Genomic DNA, 22,522 nt, shown 5'->3' on the forward strand with positions numbered 1-22,522 from the left:
TCCCTGATGTTGCTGCCTCACGTGCCCGGCGGGCGGCGCGGGGTCAGGTGGGTGGCGCGGGGTCAGGCGGGCGCGGCGCGGGTCAGGCGGGTGGCGCGGGGTCAGGTGGTGGCGCGGGTCAGGTGGTGGCGCGGGTCAGGTGGTGGCGCGGGTCAGGTGGTGGCGCGGGTCAGGTGGTGGCGCGGGTCAGGTGGTGGCGCGGGTCAGGTGGTGGCGCGGGGTCAGGTGGTGGCGCGGGTCAGGTCGACGAAGTAGGCGTGCAGGCGGGGATCGCCGGTGAGTTCCGGGTGGAAGGAGGTGGCCAGCAGGTTGTGCTGGCGTACGGCGACGATCCGGCCGGTCGCCGGTCCGTCGGACACCGTGCCGAGCACCTCCACGCCATCGCCGACCCGCTCGACCCAGGGCGCGCGGATGAAGACCGCGTGCAGCGGCCCGCCCGGGACGTCGGTGATCTCCACCGGCGCCTCGAAGGAGTCGACCTGCCGGCCGAAGGCGTTACGGCGGACGGTCATCGCGATGCCGTCGAAGCCGCGCTGGTCCGGCCGGCCGTCGAGAACCTCGCTGGCCAACATGATCATCCCGGCGCAGGAGCCGTAGACCGGCATGCCGGCGGCGATCCGCTTGTCGATCGGGTCGCGCAGCTCGAAGATGTCGACCAGCTTGCTGATCGTGGTGGACTCCCCGCCCGGGATGACCAGTCCGTCGACCGCGTCCAGTTCGGCCGGTCGGCGTACCGGACGGGCCTGCGCGCCCGCCACGGTCAGGGCCGTGACGTGCTCGCGGACGTCGCCCTGGAGGGCGAGCACACCGATCACGGGTGCCGTCACGTCACCAGCCGCGCTCGGCGAGGCGGTGCGGCTGCGGGATGTCGTCGACGTTGATGCCGACCATCGCCTCGCCGAGGCCCCGGGAAACCTTGGCCAGCACGTCCGGGTCGTCGTGGAAGGTGGTCGCCTTCACGATGGCGGCGGCCCGCTGGGCCGGGTTGCCGGACTTGAAGATGCCGGAGCCGACGAAGACGCCCTCGGCGCCGAGCTGCATCATCATCGCCGCGTCGGCCGGGGTGGCGATACCACCGGCGGTGAAGAGCACCACCGGCAGCTTGCCGGTCTCGGCGATCTCCTTGACAAGCTCGTACGGTGCCTGCAACTCCTTCGCCGCGACGAACAGCTCGTCGGCCGGCAGGGACGTCAGGCGGCGGATCTCCTGGCGGATCTTCCGCATGTGGGTGGTGGCGTTGGAGACGTCGCCGGTGCCGGCCTCGCCCTTGGAGCGGATCATGGCGGCGCCCTCGGTGATCCGGCGCAGCGCCTCGCCCAGGTTGGTCGCGCCGCAGACGAACGGCACGGTGAAGGCCCACTTGTCGATGTGGTTGGCGTAGTCGGCCGGGGTGAGCACCTCGGACTCGTCGACGTAGTCGACCCCGAGGGACTGGAGGATCTGCGCCTCGACGAAGTGGCCGATGCGGGCCTTGGCCATCACCGGGATGGAGACCGCGTCGATGATGCCGTCGATCATGTCGGGGTCGCTCATCCGGGACACCCCGCCCTGGGCACGGATGTCCGCGGGTACCCGTTCGAGGGCCATCACCGCTACCGCGCCGGCGTCCTCAGCGATCTTGGCTTGCTCGGCGGTGACCACATCCATGATCACGCCGCCCTTGAGCATCTCGGCCATGCCGCGCTTCACGCGCGCGGTGCCGACGACCGGGGTGGCGGTGTGCCGGGTGGCGGTGTGCGGGGAAGTCGTCTCGGACACGTCGTCGCTCCTCAGGCGTCCTCGGGAGGTGGCAGCGCAGATGCTACGCCCGGGCCAGCGCCGCTCCGACAGCCAATCAGCCCCGTGGTGGCCTGCTGTGTGTCCGCCGTCACCCCGGGGCACGCGGCCGGCTGAGCGGAGCGCGATTCAGCGGCTGGGCACGTCGGCGGCCGGGTAGGTGAGGGTCGGGTCGTCGATGTCGAAGTAGCGCGGCCAGGTGTGCCGGCGTCCCATCCGCAGCAGCCGCACCAGCGGCCGACCGCGTGCCGACCGGGCGTCCCGAACCAGGTCGGTGTGCACCTGGCGGGCCAGGGCGAGCCGCCGGCTGGCGGCGATGACCGCCTCGCAGTCGGCGTCGGTGGGATCGAGCTGGACCGCCCGCAGCTGCCGGGTCAGGTCGTTCTCGGCCGCCTCCCGTTCCTCCGGCCCGGCGTCGAGGGCGATGCGCGCCGCCGCGTACAGCTCGATGCCGTAGCGGCCCTCGGCCAGCACCGCCGCGGCGGCGGCCCGGCGCAGCAGGTGGGCGTCGAGGGCGCGGGCGGCGAGCTGGGCACGATCCTGGAGCCGCTCGACCCGGCCGGCGGTCCAGATCAGGTACACCGCCACCAGGGCGACGACCACCGTCGCGCCCACCACCCACCACATGCCCGGCATCGTAGTGCTGCTCCCGTTCCGCCCGATCAGGTCAACCCCACCCACTCCTGGTCGATCACCCGCCCGTCGGTCGCCTCGATCGCCGCTGCGTGTACCTCCAGAACCCGACGCGCAACCACGGGCCAGTCGAAATTCGCCACCACCTGGTCACCGCAGGCGGTCAGCTCCGCGCGCTGCGCCGGGTCGTCGAGCAACTGCGACAGCGTCGCGCGCAGCGTGATCGCGTCGCCGGTCGGGAACAGTCGACCGGCCCGGCCCCCGTCGAGCACTCGGCGGAAGGCGTCCAGGTCGCTGGCCACGACGGTGGTACTGGCGGCGAGCGCCTCGGTGAGGATCATGCCGAACGACTCGCCGCCGGTGTTCGGCGCGACGTAGAGGTGCACGCTGCGCAGCATCCGCGCCTTCGTCTCCTCAGTGACCAGGCCGAGGAAGGTGACCCGGTCCCGCAGGTCGGGTGGAAACCGGGCGAACAGGTCGTCCGGGTCACCGGGACCGGCGACCAGCAGGCGCAGGCCGGGCCGCTGCCGGGCCAGCTCGACGAAGGCGTCGCGCAGGATCGGGAACCCCTTGCGCGACTCGGTGAACCGGCCCAGGAAGCCGAGCGTGCCGCCGGTGCCCGGCCCGCACTCCCCCGGCCAGCCCGGCAGCGGCTCGACCCCGGCGAACTTGGCCACCGCCACCCCGTTGGGGATCTCCACCGCCCCGCCGTCGAGGTGTTCGACCTGCACCTTGCGGGCCAGCGCGCTCACCGCGATCCGTGCGGTGATCCGCTCCAGCACGATCTGGAGCACCCCCTGGGCGGCGGCGAGCACCCGGGAGCGGGTCATCGCGGTGTGGAAGGTGGCCACCACCGGTCCCCGGGCCGACAGCACGGCGAGCATGGACAGGCTCAGCGCGAGCGGCTCGTGCACGTGCAGCACGTCGAAGTCGCCCCGGATGATCCAGCGGCGTACCCGGGCGGTGGAGACCGGCCCGAACGCGATCCTGGCCACCGAGCCGTTGTACGGCAGCGGCACCGACCTGCCGGCCGACACCACGTACGGCGGCAGCGACGAGTCCTCGTCCGCCGGGGCGAGGACGCTCACCTCGTGCCCGAGCCCGATCAGCGCCTCTGCCAGGTCCATGACATGGTTCTGCACCCCGCCGGGTACGTCGAAGGAGTACGGGCAGACGATGCCGATCCGCATTGCGCCCGTCCCCTCAGTCCAGCCACATCCGTTGCAGCATGTGCCAGTCTTCCGGATGCCGGGCGATGCCCGCCGCGAGACCGTCCGCGATCAGCTGCGTCAGCGACCGGACCCGCACGTCGAGGGTGCCCGCCTCGGGCCCCGGCACCGGCAGCGGGCCCACCAGCGAGGCGCATGCCGCATCCGGTTCGTACCACATCGACGCCACGTACAGCGGCGCGCCGGTACGCAGCGCGAGCAGCGCCGGACCGGGCGGCATCCGGGTCCGGCCATCGAAGAAGTCCACCGCCACGCCCCGGGCGGAGAGATCCCGGTCGGCCAGCAGCGGCACCACCGCCCCGGCGGCCACCCGGTCGGTGAGCACCTCCAGCGGCGGCCGGACGCCGCCGGTGAAGGGCAGAATCTCCATCCCCAGCCGTTCCCGGAACGCGGTGAACCGCCGGTAGACGCCCTCCGGCTTGAGTCGCTCCATCACGGTGGACAACGGCCACTCGTTCGCCACCACCCACGCGCCGGCCATATCCCAGTTGCCGGCGTGCGGCAGCGCCACCACCGCACCCCGGCCGGCGGCCACGTCGGCGGCGAGCAACTCGGTGCCGTCCAGTCGGAATCCGGCGAGAATCTGGTCGCGGCTCAGCGACGGCAGGCGGAACGCCTCCATCCAGTAGCGGGCGTACGACCGCAGGCCCCGACGGACCAGGTCGTCGAGCTCGGCCTCGGGCAGTTCCGGACCGACCACGCGGCGGAGGTTGGCGCGTAGCCGGGTGGCCCCGGCTCCCCGGCGGCGGTGGGCGCGGTCGGCCACGGCGCTGAACGCGGCGGCGGCGACCGGTCGAGGTAGCGCGCGGACCAACCGCCAGCCGGCGACGAAGCCGAACTCGGTGAGGTTCACCGGACACTCCGCCCGGCTGTGCCGCTCACCCGTGGCCGCCCGGCACGTCGACCTGCTGGGCCTGCCGGTACACGTGCCGCATTCGCTGGCCGACGGTGAACAGGGACACCGCCGCGAGCAGCCAGAGCGCGATCGGCAGCGCCGCCGGGTGGACCAGCTCGGCGAGCAGGCCACCGACGCCGACGATCAGCAGTCGCTCCGTACGCTCGGCGATGCCCACGTCGCAGGTCATCCCGAGCCCTTCGGCACGGGCCTTGACGTACGACACGAGCCCGCCCGCGGCCAGGCAGATCAGCGCGGCGGCCAGCCCCGCGCGGTCGCCCTCGGTGGCCAGGTAGAAGGCCACCGCGCCGAACACCGCGCTGTCGGCGACCCGGTCCATGCTGGAGTCGAGGAACGCGCCGAACCGGGTCGACCCGCCGCTCATCCGGGCCATCGTCCCGTCGAGCAGATCGGTGAGCGCGAAGACCGTCACGATCAGCGCACCGGCGACCAGATGGCCGCGGGCACCGAAGCCCAGCGCGCCGACGAGCACGCCCAGGGTGCCCGCGACGGTGACTGCGTTGGGAGTTACGCCCGCGCGCAGCAGGTTACGGGCGATCGGCTCGACGACGCGGGTCATCCCCGCGCGGGCCGACACTTGGAAGATCTTCGCCATGGCGGTCCCACGATAACGGTCGGCGCTCGACCGGCGACACCGCCCATCTGACCAGCCACGCTCAGCCGGCGCGGCGGCCCGGCCGGAAACGGTTGTGTCGGGTCGTCATCGGGTGTGAGATCGAGCCATAAGGGTGACCCAGCTCACCCCGCCGCCTGTTGACCGCCCGGTTCCCAGCGGTTCACCGGAGGATTATCACCGCAGCACCCCGCCCGGGCCGCATCCCGTCGCGTGCGGCGGTCGCCACCCACCACCACCGGCTGAGGGAGGTGCGCCCGATGGCGCAGAGGAGTCAGGACAGCGGAGCCACCGGAATACCGGCGGTGACCGATCCCGCCAGGATCCGCAACGTGGTGCTCGTCGGGCGCTCCGGGACGGGCAAGACGACGCTCGTCGAAGCACTGCTCGCGGCTACCGGAACGATCTCCCGGGCCGGCTCGGTCACCGACGGCACCACCGTCTGCGATCACGATCCGGCCGCCGTACGCCAGCAGCGTTCGGTCGCGCTGGCCTGCGCGCCGCTGGTGCACGACGGGATCAAGGTCAACCTGCTGGACACGCCGGGCTATGCCGACTTCGTCGGTGAGCTGCGTGCCGGGCTGCGGGCCGCCGACGCCGCCCTGTTCGTGGTCTCCGCCGTCGACGGCATGGACGCGGCCACCGCGGCGCTGTGGGAGGAGTGTGCGGCGGTGGACATGCCCCGGGCGGTCGCGGTGGCCCGGCTGGACCATCCCCGCGCCGACTTCGACGAGGCGGTGGCGCTGTGCCAGCGGGTCTTCGGTGACAACGTGCTCCCGCTCTACCTGCCGATGCTCGGTGACGACGGCGAATCCACCGTCGGCCTGCTCGGGCTGATCACGCGGCGGGTCTTCGACTACACGGGCGGGCTGCCGCCGCAGGTACGCGAACCCGACCCGGGGCACCTGCCGGCCATCGTCGAGTCCCGCAACGAGCTGATCGAGGGGATCATCGCCGAGAGCGAGGACGAGACCCTGATGGACCGTTACCTCGAAGGTGAGGAGATCGACGCCGGCATCGTGGTGGAGGACCTGGAGAAGGCGGTCGCCCGCGGCCACTTCTACCCGGTGGTTCCGGTCTGCGCGGCGACCGGGGTCGGTCTGGACGCGCTGCTGGAGGTGCTCACCGCCGGCTTCCCCGCCCCACCGGAGCACACGCTGCCCGCGGTGACCGGGGTGGACGGCTCGCCACGGCCGCCGCTGACCTGCGACCCGGACGGCCCGCTGGTCGCCGAGGTGGTGCGGACCACCATCGACCGGCATGTCGGTCGGGTCTGCGTGGTCCGGGTCTTCTCCGGCACGCTGCGCCCCGAGCAGACCGTGCACGTCTCCGGGCACGGCCTGGCCGAACGCGGGCACCCCGACCACGACGCCGACGAGCGGATCGCCCACCTCTACAGCCCGCTCGGCGCCACCCTGCGTGAGGTAGGTGTGGCGGTGGCCGGTGACATCTGCGCGATCACCAAGTCCGGCAGCGCGGAGACCGGCGACACCATCTCCGCCCGGGAGAGCCCGCTGCTGATCGCGCCGTGGGAGATGCCGGAGCCGTTGCTGCCGGTGGCGATCGTGGCGAAGTCCCGGTCCGACGAGGACGCCCTGGCCCGCAACCTCGGCCGGTTGGTGGCCGGCGACCCGACGATGCGGCTGGAGCGCAACCCGGAGACCCACCAACTGGTGCTGTGGTGCATGGGCGAGGCGCACGCCGACGTGGTCCTCGACCGGCTGCGCGCGGGCGGGGTGGAGCTGGACACCGAACCGGTGCGGGTGGCGCTACGGGAGACGCTCACCGTGCCGGCCCGGGGGCACGGCCGGCACGTCAAGCAGTCGGGCGGTCATGGTCAGTACGCCGTCTGCGACATCGAGGTGGAGCCGCTGCCGCGCGGCGGCTTCGAGTTCGTCGACCGGGTGGTCGGCGGCGCGGTGCCGCACAACTACATCCCCTCGGTGGAGAAGGGGGTGCGCGCCCAGATGGAACGCGGCCTGGTCGCCGGCCACCCGGTGATGGACCTGCGGGTCACCCTGGTCGACGGCAAGGCGCACAGCGTGGACTCCTCCGACGCGGCGTTCCAGACCGCCGGGGCGCTGGCCCTGCGCGACGCCGCCGACCGGGCGCAGCCGGCGCTGCTGGAGCCGGTCGACGAGGTGACGGTACGGGTGCCCGACGGCAGCGTGGGCGCGGTGATGGGCGACCTGTCCGGGCGGCGCGGCCGGGTGCTCGGCACCGAACCGGACCCGGCCGCCGAGGGGCGCACCCTGGTACGCGCCGAGGTGCCCGCCACGGAACTGCTGCGTTACGCCGTGGAGCTGCGGGCGATGACCTCGGGCGCCGGCACCTTCCGACGTCACTTCGTCCGCTACGACCCGATGCCCGCCCACCTTGCCGACCAGATTCGCAAGGAGCACGGCTGACCCGGTGGAGCCGGGCTGCCAAGACGGCGTGGGCGGCGAGGTGGGTCTGGACGGCGTGGCCGGCTCGTGGGAGCTGCCCGGCGGCGGCCACGTAGGTCCCTCGGGTGGTCAGGGACGGGCGGTGGGCAGCATAGGGCTGGGCCAGTAGGGGCGGTCGGCCGCTCTGAGCGCGGCGGCCCGCAGGGCGGCCAGCTGCCGTTCCACCTCGGCGAAGTGGTCGGCGGCGAGTGGGCCGAGGGCGAGCGCGGCGGCGTTCTCCTCCACCTGGGCGACGGTGCGGCAGCCCGGGATCGGGATGGCCCGGTCGCTGCGGGCCCAGATCCAGCCCAGCGCCCCCTGGGCCAGGGTGCGCCCGTCGGCGGTCAACGCCGCACGGACCGCCTGCACCCGACGCAGCCACTCCGGTGCCGGCCGCCCGCCCCGGAACCACTCCAGCCAACCCGAGGTCATCCCGCGCACGTCGTCGCGGGGCAGCACCGACTCGGGACGGTACTTGCCGGTGAGCAGCCCCATGCCGAGCGGACCACGGTTGACGCTGGCCAGGTCGTACTTCTCGCACACGGCGAGCAGGTCGGGTGCGTCCCGCAGCACCGACAGGTTGTGCTGCACGGCCGTGGCGTGCGGGGCGTCGTGCCCGAGGGCCGCCGCCCGGTCGGCCCGGTCGGTGCTCCAGCCGTACGCGCGGACCAGACCGTCGGCCACCAGGTCCTCCAACGCGCCGATCAGCTCGTGGGCGCGTGGCACGGGCAGGTCGGCCAGGTGCAGCTGGTAGAGGTCGATCCGCTCGGTGCCGAGGCGGCGCAGCGAGTCCCACACCGCCCGCCGCAGGTACGCCGGTGAGGCGTCGGGCCCGATGCTCTGCCGGGTCCGCTCGTCGAACGTGTACCCCCACTTGGTGGCGATCACCGCCTCGTCACGGCGGCCGCCCAGGGCCCGCCCGAGGATCCGCTCACCGTGTCCCGCGCCGTGGCTGTCCGCGGTGTCGAACAGGGTCACGCCGAGGTCGAGCGCGCGACGGATCGCCCGGACCGACTCCTCGTCGTCGACGGCCCCCCAGCCCAGCGGGGTTCGCCCCGCCGTCCACGGGCCGGCGATCGCCCAGCAGCCCATGCCGAGGGCGCTGACCGCGATGCCGCTGCGGCCCAGTGTCCGCGTCGACTCCACCACCGGCGCATCGTGCCATCCTTCGGAGAGCCGTTGACGAAGATCCAGCACGATCATCCGTACGGGCACCGGTGGGCGTACGGATCACCCGCCCGGCGGCCGATTCGGCGCGGTTCCGGTCGCTGCCGCGCCACGTCGCGGACGACCTGCGGCTAGCCTGGGCACCCCTTCCCCACCACGTCACCGTTGCCCTGCTCACCGACACTCAATGGCTACCCCGAGTGACCGTCGCGCGGGTTGAAGCAGAGCAAAGGGCGCGTACCAAGAGGTCGCCGCCGCCCGGCGACGCGACGTGCGAGCGGGAGCCGGCGCGGCACGCAGACGGCGCGGCGCTGGGGGGAGGCGGCCCGGGTCAGGCGGGCCAGGCGCGGGCGAGCAGGTCGCGGGTGTCGCCCAACAGTTGCGGCAGGACCTTGGTCCGCCCGATCACCGGCATGAAGTTGGCGTCACCGCCCCACCGGGGCACCACGTGCTGGTGCAGGTGGGCGGCGATGCCGGCACCGGCCACCCCACCCTGGTTCATGCCCAGGTTGAAGCCATGGGAACTGCTGACCTTGCGGATCACCCGCATGGCGGTCTGGGTGAACGACGCCAGCTCGGCGGTCTCCGGGCCGTCCAGATCGGTGTAGTCGGCCACGTGCCGGTACGGGCAGACCAGCAGATGCCCCGGGTTGTACGGGTACAGGTTGAGCACCACGAAGACGTGCTCCCCACGCGCCACGACCAGGCTCTCCTCCGGCGGCCGGGCCGGGGCCAGGCAGAACGGGCACCCGGAGGGTCGCTCGTAGCCGCCCTCGGGCCGGTCCTCGCCGGAGATGTACGTCATCCGGTGGGGCGTCCAGAGCCGGTCCAGCCCGTCAGCCATGTCCCTGTCGGTGTGCTCCTCCGCCCCAGTCACACCGGCGATCCTACGGCCCGCCCGGCCGTCACATCTGGGCGGAGGGGCCGGTGTTGGTACGGGAGGTGACCACGTCGAGCACGTGGGCGACCGCCTCGGCCAGCGGAACCCCGTTGCGTTGGGAGCCGTCCCGGTAGCGGAACGAGACGGTGCCGGCGGCCACGTCGTCGTCGCCGGCGATCACCATGAACGGGATCTTCTGCTGCTGCGCGGTGCGGATCTTCTTCTGCATCCGCTCGTCACCGGCGTCGACCTGGGCGCGGATGCCCTCGGCACGCAGCGCGGCGACGAAGCCGTGCAGATAGTCGGCGTGGTCGTCGCGGATCGGGATGCCGACCACCTGCACCGGGGCCAGCCAGGCCGGGAACGCCCCCGCGTAGTGCTCGGTGAGTACGCCGAAGAACCGTTCGATCGAACCGAAGAGCGCCCGGTGGATCATGACGGGCCGCTGCCGGGTGCCGTCCGCGGCCTGGTACTCCAGGCCGAACCGCTCCGGCTGGTTGAAGTCGACCTGGATGGTGGACATCTGCCAGGTCCGGCCGATGGCGTCCTTGGCCTGCACGGAGATCTTGGGACCGTAGAAGGCGGCGCCACCCGGATCCGGCACCAGTTCCAGGCCCGAGGTCTCGGCGGCGGTGCGCAGCGCCTCGGTGGCCTCGGCCCAGTCGTCGTCCGAGCCGATGAACTTCGGCGAGTCGTCGCGGGTGGACAACTCCAGGTAGAAGTCGTCCAGGCCGTAGTCGCGCAGCAGGTCCAGCACGAACGACAGCAGGGTGGTCAACTCGCCGGGCATCTGCTCCCGGGTGCAGTAGATGTGCGAGTCGTCCTGGGTCAGACCGCGTACCCGGGTCAGCCCGTGCACCACACCCGACTTCTCGTACCGGTAGACGGTGCCGAACTCGAACAGCCGCAGCGGCAGTTCGCGGTAGGACCGTCCGCGCGAGCGGAAGATCAGGTTGTGCATCGGGCAGTTCATCGCCTTGAGGTAATATTCCGCCCCCTCCAACTGCATGGGCGGGAACATCGTGTCGGCGTAGTACGGCAGGTGGCCCGAGGTCTGGAAGAGCTGCGCCTTGGTGATGTGCGGGCTGTTGACGAACTCGTACCCGGCCTCCTCGTGCCGGCGACGCGAGTAGTCCTCCAGTTCCCGGCGGATGATGCCGCCCTTGGGGTGGAAGACCGCGAGGCCCGAACCGATCTCGTCGGGGAAGCTGAACAGGTCCAGGTCCGCGCCGAGCTTGCGGTGGTCGCGCCGGGCGGCCTCCTCCAGCAGCTTCAGGTACGCCTTCAACCCGTCGCGGGTCGGCCACGCGGTGCCGTACACCCGCTGCAGCTGCGGGTTCTTCTCCGACCCACGCCAGTATGCGGCGGCCGAGCGCATCAGCTTGAACGCGCCGATCAGCCGGGTGTTGGGCAGGTGCGGTCCCCGGCACAGGTCCGACCAGCAGACCTTGTCCTCGTCGGCGGCGAGGTTGTCGTAGATGGTCAGCTCACCGCCGCCGACCTCCATCACCTCGGACGAGTCGAGCCCTTCGCCCTTGACGTCGATCAGCTCCAGCTTGAACGGCTCGGCCGCCAACTCGGTCTTCGCCTCGTCCAGGCTGTCGAAGCGGCGACGTCGGAACCGCTGCCCCGACTTGATGATCTCCTGCATCCGCTTTTCGAGCTTGGCCAGGTCGTCGGGCTGGAACGGCTTGTCCACCGCGAAGTCGTAGTAGAAGCCGTTGTCGATCGGCGGGCCGATGCCGAGCTTCGCCTGGGGGTGGATGTCCTGCACGGCCTGGGCCAGCACGTGGGCCGTGGAGTGGCGCAGCACGGTCAGCCCGTCCGGGGAGTCGAGCGCGACCGGCTCGACGGCCGTCTCCTCGGCCGGTCGCCAGTCCAGATCGCGCAGCACGCCGTGCGGGTCGCGGACCACCACGATCGCCCGGGGGCCGTTGGTGGGCAGCCCGGCCGCGGCCACCGCGTCGGCCGCCGTGGTCCCGGCGGCGACGACGACGGGGTCGGCCACGGCGGGGGTACGGGGTGCGGACACGGATGACTCCTCGCAGCAGACGTGACGGATGGGGCCGATGCCGGCGCACTGATGCTATCGGGCGCCCCGGGCGTCGCCGTCGTCGACACCGACAGCAGGCGTTTGCCGCCACCGTTGAACCTTTCCGGCCCGGAATCCGAACTACCGGGTGTGGCCGGAGCCGGTTCCGGCCGCGTGGACACGGATGGGAACCCAGATGGCGATGACGCACGGCGGCAGCCGTCGACGCCGGGGCGTGCTGGTGGCCGCCCTGACCACGGCCGTGGTGCTGCTCTGGCCCACCGCGGCGTGGGCCGACGGGGTGACGTTCACCCCGGCCGAGGCTCAGCAGGGCAACGCGGTGAAGCTCGAATTCGTGGTGCCCGACGAACGGCCCGGTGTCCGAACCGAACGGGTCGAGATCAAGATTCCCGAGAACCCGCCGATCGCCGAGGTGTACCCGCTGTCGGTTGAGGGCTGGGCTCCGACGATCACCACCCGGAAGCTGGATCGGCCGGTGTCCGGCCTGCACGGCCCGGCCACCGACGTGGTGACCGCCTCGCTGATCTGGTCGCGGGCGAAGGACCAGGCGGGCGAGGGTCCGGCTCGGCTGGTGTTCTCGATGGCCCCGTTGCCGCAGACCGAACGACTGGCCTTCGAGCTGGTGCAGACGTACGCCGACGGCCTCCAGGTGCGCTGGGGCAGCGGCCCCGGCCAACGGCCGTTGGCGGCGCTGACGTTGCTGCCGGGCGACCCGGCCTACCCGGGCGCCCACGCTGGGCACGGTGCGGCCCCCGGCGGCGCAGCGCCTGCCGAGGCGCCGCCCACCACCGCCGGTTCCGACGGTGGTCCGAACGCCAACAGCCTGCTCGCCGCCGGGCTGGTCGCGGGCCTCGGCGGCGGCGCGGTGGTGGGTTGGCTGATCAGCCGTCGACGCCGCGCGACGACCGAGGAGATCGACCGTTCGGTGCTCGACGAGGAGCCGCCCGGAGTCGACACCGGGACCACCCGAGCCGACGCGGGTGGGGCGGACGCCTCCGGTGGGGCCGGGACGTCCACGGGTGCCGGTTCCGAGACGGTCGAGGCGGGCGCCCGGCGGTGAACGGCGGGCGCGGCGCGTCCGGGTCAGCCGACCCAGTCGGGTAGCGACTCCCGGGCGGCCAGCCAGTCGGCGGGCACTCCACCCTCGGTGGCGACCCCGGTGTACGCGGCGACGATCCCCCCGGCGATGGCGGCGGTGGTGTCCACGTCACCGCCCGCCTCGACGCAGGCGCGTACCGCGGCCGGATAGTCGTCCAGGTGGGTGGCGGCGACCCAGATCCGGCCGATCCCCGTTCAGTCGGGCCCGGACGGCTCGGGCGGCGGCCACCGCCACCGCCACGGCACCGGCGATCCCCTCCGGATGGGCGTGGGTCACCTCGGCCGATGCCTGTGCCTGCGCGACCACCCGGCTGGTCGAGTCGGCGAAGTACGCGTCCCGGGCCAGGGCCAGGCGGGTGTCCGGATAGAGGGTGAACGTCATTCTCGCACCAGTTTGACGGGCGCCCGGGGTGGACCGCAATGACGCCGCGCTTGCCGCTCCGAGTACCGTGCTCGGGTGGCCACCGTCCTCCTGGTCGAAGACGATCACGTCGTACGCGGCGCGATGCTTCGCTCCCTCACCGACCGGGGTCATGCCGTACACGCGGTAGGCACCGCCCTGGACGCGCTGCGTCGGGTCGCCGCCGAGACACCGGACCTGGTGGTGCTCGACCTCGGCCTGCCGGATCTGGACGGCTCGGACGCGTTGCGGATGCTCCGGGGGATCACCGACGTTCCGATCATCATCGCCACCGCCCGCGACGACGAGCAGTCCGTGGTCAAGCTGCTTCGGGCCGGCGCGGACGACTACATGATCAAACCGTTCACCGGCGCACACCTGGACGCCCGGATCACCACCGTGTTACGCCGCGCGGGCCGGGCCAGCCGCTCCGCCCAGCCGGCGGTGCACAGCGTCGGTGGGCTCAAGGTTGACGTCGGCGAGCGCAGCGCTCACCTCGACGGTGCGGCGCTGGCGCTGACCCGCAAGGAATTCGACCTGTTGGCGTATCTCGCCGCCCGCCCTGGCCGGGTAGTGTCCCGGCGGGAGCTCTTGGAGGAGGTATGGCGGCAGCCATCGGTCGGCGAGGATCAGACCATCGACGTTCACCTGTACTGGCTACGGCGCAAAATGGGCGAGTCCGCGGCGAAGCCGCGCTACCTGCGCACCGTGCGGGGGGTGGGCTTCCGGCTGGTGGTGCCGGACTGAGAAGGGCGCTGGCCCTGTTGACGGCCGGCGTGGGCACGTTGCTGGCGCTGGCCTTCCTGGTGCCGCTCGGGCTGACGCTGGATGGGCAGGCGCGCGAGGAAGCGATCGCCGACGCGGCCCGGCGCAGCGCGCTGGTGACCGGCGCCCTGGCGATCAGCACCGACGCGGAGGTGGTCACCCGGGCGATCGAGGCCAGCGGCGGCGACCCGGCCACCCGGCCCGTCGTGCACGGGCTCGACGTGGATTCCTCCGCCGGACGGGCCGACGCGGCGCACCTGGCGCAGGCCCGGGAGCAGGTCCGTTCGTTGGTCGTCGACGGCGACGGCGGAGTGCTGCGGCTGGATCCCGTGGTGCTGGGCGAGCGGACCGCCGTGGTGGAGGTCTTCGTCCCGGACGCCGCGCTCGACGCCGGTGGCGGCCAGTGGCTGCTGCTGGGCGGGGTGGCCGTCGCGCTGGTGGGTGCCGCGATGCTGGTGGTGGACCGGCTCGCCGCCCGGGCGGCCGACGCGAGCCGGGCCCTGGCCAAGGCGGCGCTCGCCATCGGCGACGGCGACCTTGGGGTACGCGTCGAGCCGCACGGCCCGCGCGAGCTGGTCCAGGCCGGTCACGCGTTCAACCGGATGGCGGAACGGTTGGTGGCGGCGCGCACCGAGGAGCGGGAACTGGTGGCGGACCTGTCCCACCGGCTGCGCACCCCGCTGACCGTGCTGCGGCTGGACGCCGAGGCGCTGGAGTCCGACGACACGAGTGTCGGCTCGTTCAGTCAGGCCGAGCTGGACTACCGGCGCGGCATCCGACGGATCCGGCAGGCGATCGTCACCCTGGAGGGTGAGATCGACGTGCTGATCAAGACCACCCGTAAGGCCGTGGCGACCGAGGCCACGCCCCCGGCGATGTGCGACGTGAGCGAGGTGGTTCGGGACCGGATGGTGTTCTGGGCCGCCCTCGCCGGTGACCAGAACCGTCCGCACCGGGTCTCCGGCGCCCAGCTGCGGATTCCCGCGCCGGTGCCCCGGGCCGAGTTGGCCGCCGCCCTGGACGCCGTGATCGGCAACGTGTTCCGCTACACCCCGCAGGGCACCGCGTTCGAGGTGGCGGTGTCGCGCCGCGACGGGTACGTGGCCATCCGGATCGACGACGCCGGCCCCGGTATCGCCAACCCGGACCGGGCCCTGCGACGCGGCGCCAGCGACCAGGGCTCCACCGGGTTGGGGCTGGACATCGCCAAGCGGGTGGCGTTGCAGGCCAACGGCTCGGTCAGCATCGACCGGGCCCACCTGGGCGGGGCGAGCGTGGTGATGCTGCTGTCCGACCCGGAGGCGACGCCGCGCCAGGTCAGCCGGTTCGGCCTGGTGGGCCGGATGGCTCGGGAGGGCCGGGAACAGAAGGCCCGTGGACGCCGCTGGCCCCGGCAGCGCCCGACGGACGGCTGAACGGCGGGTACGGCCGCGGTCGTCTCGGGCTGTGTGCCGGCGCAAGTCTTCCTTAGATCCGAATTAACCCCGTTCCGCCCGACCGGTCCCGGCTGACAGGATCGCTGCGAAACCCAGCAGTTCCACCGGCCTGTCGCTCCCAGCGCATTCGGCCGGTGGAGCCGTGCGCGCGGCGGGAGACACGGTCCCCCCACACCTCCTCCCGCCGCGCGCCACCTAGCCCGGAGGCGACGGCGTCAGCCGCGCCGCTCGGCGAGGTAGGTTTCGATCTCCGCGAGGATCCGCTGCTTGCCGGTCCCGTCGAGGAAGGACGCGGTCACCGCGTTACGGGCCAGCGCGGCCACCCCGTCCGGGCCGATGTCGAGCAGTCGGGCGGCGACCGCGTACTCGTCGTCCAGGGTGGTGCCGAACATCGGCGGGTCGTCGGAGTTGATGGTCACCAGCACTCCCGCGTCGACCAGCCGGCGCAGCGGGTGCTCGGCGAGGTCGGCCACCGCCCGGGTACGCGCGTTCGACGTCGGGCAGACCTCCAGCGCGATCTGCCGCTCGGCCAGGTACGCGAGCAGTCGCGGATCCTGCGCGGCGGAGATGCCGTGGCCGATTCGCTCGGCGCCCAGCTCGTGCAGCGCGTCCCAGATCGTCTGCGGGCCGGTGGTCTCCCCGGCGTGCGGCACCGACCGCAATCCGGCCGCGCGGGCCTGGTCGAAGTAGGGTTTGAACTGTGGCCTCGGCACGCCGATCTCGGGGCCGCCGAGGCCGAAGCTGATCAGCCCGTCGGGGCGTTCGTCGAGGGCGATCCGCAGGGTCTCCTCGGCAGCGGGCAGGCCGGCCTCGCCGGGAATGTCGAAGCACCACCGCAGCTCGATGCCGAAGTCGGCGGCGGCCCGCTTGCGGGCGTCCTCGATCGCCTCGCAGAAGGCCGGCGCCGCGATGCCGCGCCGCACGTGGGAGTAGGGCGTCACGGTCAGCTCGGCGTAGCGGACCTGCTGGCGGGCCAGCTCCCGGGCCACCTCGTGGGTGAGCATCCAGACGTCGTCCGGATCCCGCACCAGGTCCACCACGCTGAGGTACAACTCGACGAAGTGGGCGAAGTCGCGGAAAACGAAGTAGTCGGCCAGCAGCTGCGGGTCCGCCGGGACGGGGCTGCCTCCCTCGTGCCGGGCGGCCAACTCGGCCACGATGCGGGGTGAGGCGGAGCCGACGTGGTGCACGTGCAGCTCCACCTTGGGCAGTCCGGCGATGAAGGTACGCAGATCGGTCACGAGTTCTCCTGGGCGGAACCGGTACGGGCGACGACGAAGATCCGTCGGAACGGGAAGTACACCTGGCCGGGCCCCACCGGGTACGCCTCGGCGAGGCGTACCGCCAGCGCGGCCCGGGAGGCGGACCAGCCGGCGGCGTCCAGCGCCGCCCGGACCGGGCGCAGCGCGGTGCCCTCCAGCCAGGTCAGCACGGGGTGATCCGGTTCGGGACCGGCCGCCAGCAGGTGCACGTAGGTAGTCTCCCAGGCGTCGACGGTGCAGCCGGCGGCGACCAGCGACCCGGCGTAGTCGACCGGGTCGACGACCGGCCCCGGCCGGCGGCCCAGCGGACGAGCAGTTCCCGGTGTCCGGGCACCCACTGGAGCACCGCGTTGCTGACCACCACGTCGGTGTCCGGGTCGGGACGCCGTCGCGGACGTCACCACCTCAAAGCTGATCGGAACGTCGAGCGCGGTGGCCCGCGCGATCATCTCCGGTGAAGGAGTCCAGGCCGACGATCCGGCTCTGTGGCCAGCGGGCCACGAGCGTGGCGGTCAGGGTGCCGGGGCCGCAGCCGAGGTCGACCACCCGTCTGGGGCGGTCCGCGGCCACCCGGGCGAGCCGGGCCACTAGGCTCACCGTATGGAGCAACGCACGTTCCCCCGAATGGATCGCCAGGCCGGCGTGGTCGGGCTCGGCGCCTGGCAGCTCGGCGCCGACTGGGGCACGGTGACCGAGGACGACGCGATGGCGGTGCTGGCCGCCGCGGTCGACGCCGGGGTCACCTTCCTGGACACCGCCGACGTCTACGGCGACGGCCGCAGCGAACAGCTGATCGGACGCTTTCTGGCGGCGCGCCCCGACGCCGGGCTGACCGTCGCGACGAAGATGGGCCGGCGGGTGGCGCAGAAACCCGAGGCGTACACCCTGGACAACTTCCGCCGGTGGACCGACCGGTCCCGGACCAACCTCGGCGTGGACACGTTGGACCTGGTGCAGCTGCACTGCCCGCCGACGGCCGTTTTCGCCGCCGACGCGGTCTTCGACGCCCTGGACACCCTGGTGGCCGAGAAGCGGATCTCCGCGTACGGCGTGAGCGTGGAGACCTGCGACGAGGCACTCACCGCGATCGCCCGGCCCGGGGTGGCCAGCGTGCAGATCATCCTCAACGCGCTGCGCCACAAGCCGCTCGAACGCGTGCTGCCGGCCGCCTCGGCCGCCGGGGTCGGCATCATCGCCCGCGTCCCGCTGGCCAGTGGCCTGCTCTCCGGCCGGTACGACGAGCACACCACCTTCGCCGCCGACGACCACCGCAACTACAACCGGCACGGCGAGGCGTTCGACGTCGGCGAGACGTTCTCCGGGGTGGACTTCACCACCGGCCTGGCCGCCGTGCGACGGATCGCGCCGCTGGTGGGCGAGGCGCGCACGATGGCCCAGTTCGCGCTGCGCTGGGTGCTCGACCAGCCGGGTGTCACCGTGGTCATCCCCGGTGCCCGCGACGCCACGCAGGCCCGCGGCAACGCCGCCGTGGCCGGCCAGCCAGCACTGTCCACCGAGGACCTGGCCGAGGTGGCGGCGGTCTACGACGACCTGATCCGCCCCCAGGTGCACCACCGATGGTGAGCGGCGCGCCCGGCGGGCCATCCGGTTCGCCCGACGGCGGGCAGCCAGGCGGTGGGCCACAGTGGAGGGGAACCACGATGAACGGCTGGCTCCGACTCACGCTCGGCCTGCTGGCCGTGGTCGTGGGCGCGGTGTGGACGGTGCAGGGCCTCGGTTACGTCGAGGGCAGCGTGATGACCGGCCAGCGGATCTGGGCGGTACTCGGTCCGTTGCTGATTCTGGTCGGACTGACCCTGCTCTGGCTGGGCGTACGCGTCCGCAACCGTCGCTGAGACCAGCACACCAATGATGCGGAAAGCCCCGCGTCCGGTCGGGACGCGGGGCTTCGCACTGATTCGGGGACTGCCTCGCCACTGGCCGGCGGTCGCCGACCGGTGCCTCAGAGGGGGCGGACCTGCTCGGCCTGCGGACCCTTCTGGCCCTGGGCGATTTCGAACTCCACCCGCTGGTTCTCCTCCAGCGTGCGGTAGCCGCTGGACTGGATGGCCGAGAAGTGGACGAACACGTCAGCCCCCCCGCCGTCGACGGTGATGAAGCCGAAGCCCTTGTCAGCGTTGAACCACTTCACGGTTCCCTGCGCCATGTGTATCTCCTTCTAAAACTGGCGGCCGAGCACACCGTGCGGCCGGTTGGCCGTTGTCGAGCAGCGGTGCCTGAGGCGGCCCCCAATGAAGGAGACTTCTCTCAACCCACGCCATCTCTCAACAGCGTGGAACAGCTTAACCACGTACGCAAAAAGTCTGCACAGCCGAACCGACGAAAATTCTCCGACATGTGACCTGACGGATGCGTGAGATCGTCGGGTGGAGGCGATGGGACAAGGCGAAAGGCCCCCTCACCGACAACTGGTGAGAGGGCCTCGACACGGACCTTAGTCCGGCCAGCTACCGGTGATCCGACGGACGCCGACCGCACCGCCCCGGTCGACGGCGGCCCGGACGACCGAGAAAATGGCTCCCTGCAAGGCGGCAGCCGCGAGGACCTCCCCCCAGTGGCGGTCCTCGTCGGTCGGGTTGGGCGCCTCACCGTCGCCCGCGGTCATCTTCCACACCTGGCGGAAGACCGCGCCCGCGATCGCACCGGCGGCGAAGCCCATCAGCACGCCGACCGGCTTGTAGGCGACCCTACCGATTCCCTTGCTCACGCACGCCTCCCTCTAATGATCATCAACACCACGGCAGCGGCGACCGCGCCGGCCGCGAGCGCGATGAACGGAGCAGGCCCCTGCCAACCCGGTCCCTGCTGGTGGTTAAGACCGGCCTGGGCGCGCACCCGGGCGACGGTCACCGCAGCCTGCTCGCGCACCCGCTCGCGTGCCTGGTCCGCCGAGGACTTCAGCCGCTTCTTCACGTCGGCCTTGGCGGCCAGCGCCTCCATCGTCTCGCCCAGCTCGACGCGGGTGCGCCGGATCTCCTCCCGCAGCGCCTCCGCGTCACCCGTACCGTTGCCTGTCATGCCCGTCCCCTGTCCTTCACCGCAGCGCTGACCACGTCGACGTCGGCCCGCAGGCTGCGCACGGCCGCCTCGGGCACCGGCGGGACCGCGCGACTGACCCGGCGCTTGCCGATCAGCGCGAGCACTCCGGCGACCAGGAACAGGGCCACCGCCACGATCAGGGCGGCCGCCCACGCCGGCAGCACCAGGGCCAGCAGGAGGATCGCGGCGGTCACCAACGCCCCCAGACCGAAGAAGGCGAGGGCGCCGCCACCGGCGAACAGGCCGGCGCCGATGCCGGCCTGTTTGCCCTTCTCGGTCAGCTCGGCGCGGGCCAGCGCGAGTTCGTCGCGGACCAGGCGCGATACCTGCTCGGTCGCCCGCTGAACCAGTTCGGCGGTGGACGACTCCGTCCCGTTGTGGAACATACGCTCGTTGTGGGACGTACGGGCGTTCGCCACGTCAGCCATGCTGTCCCCCTCTCGTCATCACCGCGCTGTATGCCCGGAGTCGCCGCTCGTCAATCCTGTTCCCGAAAAAGGGGCAGAAGCGTCGGGCAGCATGTCCCCGCCGAACGCCGCGCCAAACCTCCACAACCGAGTGGATAACGAGGTATTCAGCGTCGAGGCTCGGCGGGCTGCCGAACCTCGACCGTCTCGTCCGGGCCGACGAATGCCTCGTTGCGGGCGTGGCCGTCGTCGCTGCCGCCGAAGAGACGGGCGTCGTCGGGCACCTCGGTCTCGGCACGGCGGCGCGTCGAGTGCCGCGGCTGGATCCACTGCCACGGCAGGTCGCTTCCGCCGTCACCAACTTCGGTACGCAACCGAGGCATCGCGGTGGGGCGGTGGTCGCGTACCCAGGCGACCAGATGTTCGCGCACGCGACAGCGCAGGTCCCACAGCGCGCCCGCGTTGCTGGCGCTCACCAGCGCGCGAACCCTTACCGTCCCGCCGGTCGCGTCGGTGACCTGGAGGACACAGACCCGGCCGTCCCACAGCTCGGTGCTCTCGACCAGCCGGCGTAGCTCCTCCCGCATGGCCTGTACCGGGATCGACCAGTCGACGTCGAACTCGGCGGTACCCAGGACCTTCGCCTCGGTCCGGGTCCAGTTCTGGAACGGCTTGCTGGTGAAGTAGGAGGTCGGCAGGATCAACCGCCGGTCGTCCCAGATCTGGACCACCACGTAGCTCAGGGTCAGCTCCTCGATCCGGCCCCACTCCCCCTCGATCACCACCACGTCGTCGAGGCGTACCGCGTCGCTGAAGGCGAGTTGCAGGCCGGCGAAGACGTTACCCAGCAGGCTCTGCGCGGCCAGGGCGGCGACCACACCGACCACACCGGCGCTGGTCAGTACGCCGGCACCGATGCCCCGCACGGCCGGGAAGGTCATCAGCATCACGCCGACGGTGAGCGTAACGATCACCACGACCGTCACCCGGCGCAGCATCACCACCTGGGTCCGTACCCGCCGCGCGTGCCGGTTGTCCGGCACGTCCACCCGGAACCGGGCGAGCGCGGTGTCCTCGACCACCACCAGCAGGCAGGCGACCAGCCAGGCCACGGCGGCGATCACGGCGAGCACCAGCATGTGCAGCAGTGCCTGCCGCCAGCCGGTGCCGATCGCGTACCCGGTGCTGAACCGGACGGCGAATTGCACGGCGAGCACGGTGGCGGCGACCTGGAACGAGCGGTGCGCGTGCTGGGTCAGCTCGGTCAGCAGCAGTGACTTGCGGCCCCAGCGACGGGTGAGGCGGTGCACCACCTCGACCACGGCAAGAGCGATCGCCGCCGCGGCGAGCGCGGCGACGACAGTCACGAGGTAGCTGTGCACGTGTTAGTTCTCCTTCCGGCCCGACGGCGATCCCCGGTGGTGGTGTCCGGCGTGCGGGCAATCAAGATCCGGCAAAGGGGCAATGGTGCCCTGGATCGCCGGCCCCGGCCACCGCGGGGGGTGGCCGGGGAGGAGAAGGTCATACCTTGCGGTAGCGGGACTGAAGGAAGCAGTAGACGCCGAAGGCGGCGAAGCCCAGCGCGACGAGAGCCAGCAGGATCGGGCCGAACGACTGGTCACGCAGGGTCCGCAGCGCGGCGTCCAGACCACGGGCCTTCTCCGGGTCGTAGTTCACCGCAGCCAGTATGACCAGCACGCCGGTGATCGCGAAGGCGACACCCCGGGAGGCGTAGCCGGCCATGCCGAGCCGACGGGCGAGCTGCTGGGTCTTGGCGCTCATCTCGCCGGTCTTCAGCCGCTTCATGAACTTCTTCTTGAGACCGTAGATCGTCATGCCGACACCGATGCCCGCGAGCACCAGACCGGCGAGACCGACCAGCCAACGCCCCCCGGTGGACTCCATCAGCCGGGCCGACAGGTCCTCCTGCTGGGAGGCGCTGTCGGAGTTGGCGTCGGAGACGACCTTCCAGGCGGTCCAGGCCAGCCAGAGGTAGATCAGGGTGCGGGCGGCGGACATGATCCGTTCCTTGAGCCGGTCGTTGCCCCGCTCGGTACGGTGCCCGACGGCCGCCTCCAGGGCCTGCCAGATCCCCATGGCGAGCATGCCCACGGCGATGGCGATGACCAGGAACTGGCCCATGGGTTGCGCCGCGAGGGTCCGCAGCGCGCCGGACTGGTCGCCGTCATCGGACGCGTTGCCGAACGCGATCTGTAGCGCCAGCCAGCCGAACAGCAGATGCACGATCCCGTAGCCGATGAAGCCGGCCCGGGCGAGGAGTTCCAGCCACCGGCTGTCTGCCGTACGGGCGGCGGTGGCTTCGGCGTTAGGGGAAAGAGGCATGGCGCCTCAATCTCCGAACGGGAAGATTTCCAAACGTGCTGGCCGCCGCCCGGATGCC

Annotated in this window: 22 protein-coding genes and 2 pseudogenes; 6 read left to right on the forward strand and 18 right to left on the reverse strand. The window is 72.1% G+C overall.

Annotated elements, in window-relative coordinates; all coding sequences use genetic code 11:
- Positions 1–221: 221 nt before the first annotated feature.
- The 6 genes from pdxT to pgsA form a co-directional block, all read right to left on the reverse strand.
- The gene (pdxT, locus tag AC2CHE_RS02070) at positions 222–827 is read right to left on the reverse strand and encodes a pyridoxal 5'-phosphate synthase glutaminase subunit PdxT (protein WP_484503165.1); all 606 of its coding nucleotides are present in this window, start codon (positions 825–827) and stop codon (positions 222–224) included.
- A gap of 1 nt (position 828) precedes the next feature.
- Positions 829–1,758, reverse strand: a complete 930-nt coding sequence (gene pdxS, locus AC2CHE_RS02075) for a pyridoxal 5'-phosphate synthase lyase subunit PdxS (RefSeq protein ID WP_484503166.1) — start codon at positions 1,756–1,758, stop codon at positions 829–831.
- A 147-nt stretch (positions 1,759–1,905) separates the two neighbouring features.
- Positions 1,906–2,403 (reverse strand): hypothetical protein, encoded by a 498-nt coding sequence (locus tag AC2CHE_RS02080; RefSeq protein WP_484503167.1) that lies wholly within the window; start codon positions 2,401–2,403, stop codon positions 1,906–1,908.
- Positions 2,404–2,438: 35 nt separating this feature from the next.
- Positions 2,439–3,599, reverse strand: coding sequence for a glycosyltransferase family 4 protein (locus AC2CHE_RS02085; protein ID WP_484503168.1), 1,161 nt, complete (start codon positions 3,597–3,599; stop codon positions 2,439–2,441).
- Positions 3,600–3,612: 13 nt separating this feature from the next.
- On the reverse strand, positions 3,613–4,491 hold the full coding sequence (locus AC2CHE_RS02090; protein WP_484503169.1) for a phosphatidylinositol mannoside acyltransferase: 879 nt from the start codon (positions 4,489–4,491) through the stop codon (positions 3,613–3,615).
- A 25-nt stretch (positions 4,492–4,516) separates the two neighbouring features.
- Entirely contained in the window at positions 4,517–5,149 is a 633-nt protein-coding gene (gene pgsA, locus AC2CHE_RS02095) for a phosphatidylinositol phosphate synthase (protein ID WP_484503170.1), read from the reverse strand.
- 278 nt (positions 5,150–5,427) lie between these two features.
- Here pgsA and AC2CHE_RS02100 point away from each other — a divergent pair, with 278 nt between their 5' ends.
- Positions 5,428–7,575 carry an elongation factor G-like protein EF-G2 gene (locus AC2CHE_RS02100; protein ID WP_484503171.1) on the forward strand — a complete coding sequence of 716 codons (2,148 nt, stop codon included), beginning with the start codon at positions 5,428–5,430 and terminating at the stop codon, positions 7,573–7,575.
- 108 nt (positions 7,576–7,683) lie between these two features.
- Here AC2CHE_RS02100 and AC2CHE_RS02105 read toward each other — a convergent pair whose 3' ends face one another.
- The 3 genes from AC2CHE_RS02105 to thrS all read right to left on the reverse strand — a co-directional run bounded on the left by AC2CHE_RS02105 (position 7,684) and on the right by thrS (position 11,672).
- Complete coding sequence (locus AC2CHE_RS02105) at positions 7,684–8,742, reverse strand: aldo/keto reductase (protein ID WP_484503172.1); 1,059 nt, start codon at positions 8,740–8,742, stop codon at positions 7,684–7,686.
- A 349-nt stretch (positions 8,743–9,091) separates the two neighbouring features.
- A complete protein-coding gene (locus tag AC2CHE_RS02110) occupies positions 9,092–9,604 on the reverse strand; it encodes an HIT family protein (protein ID WP_484503289.1) in 513 nt (170 codons plus the stop codon).
- 61 nt (positions 9,605–9,665) lie between these two features.
- The gene (thrS, locus tag AC2CHE_RS02115) at positions 9,666–11,672 is read right to left on the reverse strand and encodes a threonine--tRNA ligase (RefSeq protein WP_484503173.1); all 2,007 of its coding nucleotides are present in this window, start codon (positions 11,670–11,672) and stop codon (positions 9,666–9,668) included.
- 196 nt (positions 11,673–11,868) lie between these two features.
- Here thrS and AC2CHE_RS02120 point away from each other — a divergent pair, with 196 nt between their 5' ends.
- Positions 11,869–12,753: a DUF1775 domain-containing protein gene (locus AC2CHE_RS02120; RefSeq protein ID WP_484503174.1), complete on the forward strand. Its 885-nt coding sequence runs from the start codon at positions 11,869–11,871 to the stop codon at positions 12,751–12,753.
- A gap of 23 nt (positions 12,754–12,776) precedes the next feature.
- On the opposite strand, the pseudogene AC2CHE_RS02125 reads toward AC2CHE_RS02120, so the two are convergent.
- Positions 12,777–13,125 (reverse strand): annotated as a pseudogene (locus AC2CHE_RS02125) (ADP-ribosylglycohydrolase family protein); the annotation flags it as partial.
- A 123-nt stretch (positions 13,126–13,248) separates the two neighbouring features.
- Between AC2CHE_RS02125 and AC2CHE_RS02130 the strand changes: the two are divergent.
- Entirely contained in the window at positions 13,249–13,938 is a 690-nt protein-coding gene (locus AC2CHE_RS02130) for a response regulator transcription factor (protein ID WP_484503175.1), read from the forward strand.
- 17 nt (positions 13,939–13,955) lie between these two features.
- Entirely contained in the window at positions 13,956–15,371 is a 1,416-nt protein-coding gene (locus AC2CHE_RS02135) for a HAMP domain-containing sensor histidine kinase (RefSeq protein WP_484503176.1), read from the forward strand.
- A gap of 236 nt (positions 15,372–15,607) precedes the next feature.
- Here AC2CHE_RS02135 and AC2CHE_RS02140 read toward each other — a convergent pair whose 3' ends face one another.
- Both AC2CHE_RS02140 and AC2CHE_RS02145 read right to left on the reverse strand, forming a co-directional pair.
- Positions 15,608–16,633 carry an adenosine deaminase gene (locus AC2CHE_RS02140; protein ID WP_484503177.1) on the reverse strand — a complete coding sequence of 342 codons (1,026 nt, stop codon included), beginning with the start codon at positions 16,631–16,633 and terminating at the stop codon, positions 15,608–15,610.
- Positions 16,630–17,233: pseudogene (locus tag AC2CHE_RS02145) on the reverse strand (methyltransferase domain-containing protein); the annotation flags it as partial. The gene AC2CHE_RS02140 and the pseudogene AC2CHE_RS02145, both read right to left, overlap by 4 nt.
- Before the next feature lie 21 nt (positions 17,234–17,254).
- Between AC2CHE_RS02145 and AC2CHE_RS02150 the strand changes: the two are divergent.
- Positions 17,255–18,238, forward strand: coding sequence for an aldo/keto reductase (locus AC2CHE_RS02150; RefSeq protein ID WP_484503178.1), 984 nt, complete (start codon positions 17,255–17,257; stop codon positions 18,236–18,238).
- Between the two features lie 77 nt (positions 18,239–18,315).
- A complete protein-coding gene (locus AC2CHE_RS02155; RefSeq protein ID WP_484503179.1) occupies positions 18,316–18,510 on the forward strand; it encodes a hypothetical protein in 195 nt (64 codons plus the stop codon).
- Positions 18,511–18,617: 107 nt separating this feature from the next.
- Here AC2CHE_RS02155 and AC2CHE_RS02160 read toward each other — a convergent pair whose 3' ends face one another.
- From AC2CHE_RS02160 to AC2CHE_RS02185, 6 genes are all read right to left on the reverse strand, one after another.
- Positions 18,618–18,821 (reverse strand): cold-shock protein, encoded by a 204-nt coding sequence (locus AC2CHE_RS02160; RefSeq protein ID WP_013732668.1) that lies wholly within the window; start codon positions 18,819–18,821, stop codon positions 18,618–18,620.
- A 288-nt stretch (positions 18,822–19,109) separates the two neighbouring features.
- Entirely contained in the window at positions 19,110–19,382 is a 273-nt protein-coding gene (locus tag AC2CHE_RS02165) for a DUF4235 domain-containing protein (RefSeq protein WP_484503180.1), read from the reverse strand.
- Positions 19,379–19,693 (reverse strand): DUF3618 domain-containing protein, encoded by a 315-nt coding sequence (locus tag AC2CHE_RS02170; protein ID WP_484503181.1) that lies wholly within the window; start codon positions 19,691–19,693, stop codon positions 19,379–19,381. The genes AC2CHE_RS02165 and AC2CHE_RS02170 overlap by 4 nt, the downstream gene beginning before the upstream one ends.
- Positions 19,690–20,142 carry a phage holin family protein gene (locus tag AC2CHE_RS02175; protein WP_484503182.1) on the reverse strand — a complete coding sequence of 151 codons (453 nt, stop codon included), beginning with the start codon at positions 20,140–20,142 and terminating at the stop codon, positions 19,690–19,692. Before AC2CHE_RS02175 ends, AC2CHE_RS02170 begins: the two co-directional genes overlap by 4 nt.
- Before the next feature lie 146 nt (positions 20,143–20,288).
- Positions 20,289–21,503, reverse strand: coding sequence for a mechanosensitive ion channel family protein (locus AC2CHE_RS02180; RefSeq protein ID WP_484503183.1), 1,215 nt, complete (start codon positions 21,501–21,503; stop codon positions 20,289–20,291).
- Positions 21,504–21,642: 139 nt separating this feature from the next.
- Positions 21,643–22,464 carry a DUF1206 domain-containing protein gene (locus tag AC2CHE_RS02185; RefSeq protein WP_484503184.1) on the reverse strand — a complete coding sequence of 274 codons (822 nt, stop codon included), beginning with the start codon at positions 22,462–22,464 and terminating at the stop codon, positions 21,643–21,645.
- Between the last annotated feature and the right edge of the window lie 58 nt (positions 22,465–22,522).

The organism is Micromonospora sp. ATLC16 (genome assembly GCF_057196645.1).

Coding starts and splice junctions, on each gene's coding strand:
- AC2CHE_RS02080 (WP_484503167.1), bottom strand. CDS start 2,403: ATGTGGTGGGTGGTGGGCGCGACGGTGGTCGTCGCCCTGGTGGCGGTG.
- AC2CHE_RS02085 (WP_484503168.1), bottom strand. CDS start 3,599: ATGCGGATCGGCATCGTCTGCCCGTACTCCTTCGACGTACCCGGCGGG.
- pgsA (WP_484503170.1), bottom strand. CDS start 5,149: ATGGCGAAGATCTTCCAAGTGTCGGCCCGCGCGGGGATGACCCGCGTC.
- AC2CHE_RS02100 (WP_484503171.1), top strand. CDS start 5,428: ATGGCGCAGAGGAGTCAGGACAGCGGAGCCACCGGAATACCGGCGGTG.
- AC2CHE_RS02110 (WP_484503289.1), bottom strand. CDS start 9,604: ATGGCTGACGGGCTGGACCGGCTCTGGACGCCCCACCGGATGACGTAC.
- AC2CHE_RS02120 (WP_484503174.1), top strand. CDS start 11,869: ATGGCGATGACGCACGGCGGCAGCCGTCGACGCCGGGGCGTGCTGGTG.
- AC2CHE_RS02150 (WP_484503178.1), top strand. CDS start 17,255: ATGGAGCAACGCACGTTCCCCCGAATGGATCGCCAGGCCGGCGTGGTC.
- AC2CHE_RS02155 (WP_484503179.1), top strand. CDS start 18,316: ATGAACGGCTGGCTCCGACTCACGCTCGGCCTGCTGGCCGTGGTCGTG.
- AC2CHE_RS02160 (WP_013732668.1), bottom strand. CDS start 18,821: ATGGCGCAGGGAACCGTGAAGTGGTTCAACGCTGACAAGGGCTTCGGC.
- AC2CHE_RS02170 (WP_484503181.1), bottom strand. CDS start 19,693: ATGACAGGCAACGGTACGGGTGACGCGGAGGCGCTGCGGGAGGAGATC.
- AC2CHE_RS02175 (WP_484503182.1), bottom strand. CDS start 20,142: ATGGCTGACGTGGCGAACGCCCGTACGTCCCACAACGAGCGTATGTTC.
- AC2CHE_RS02185 (WP_484503184.1), bottom strand. CDS start 22,464: ATGCCTCTTTCCCCTAACGCCGAAGCCACCGCCGCCCGTACGGCAGAC.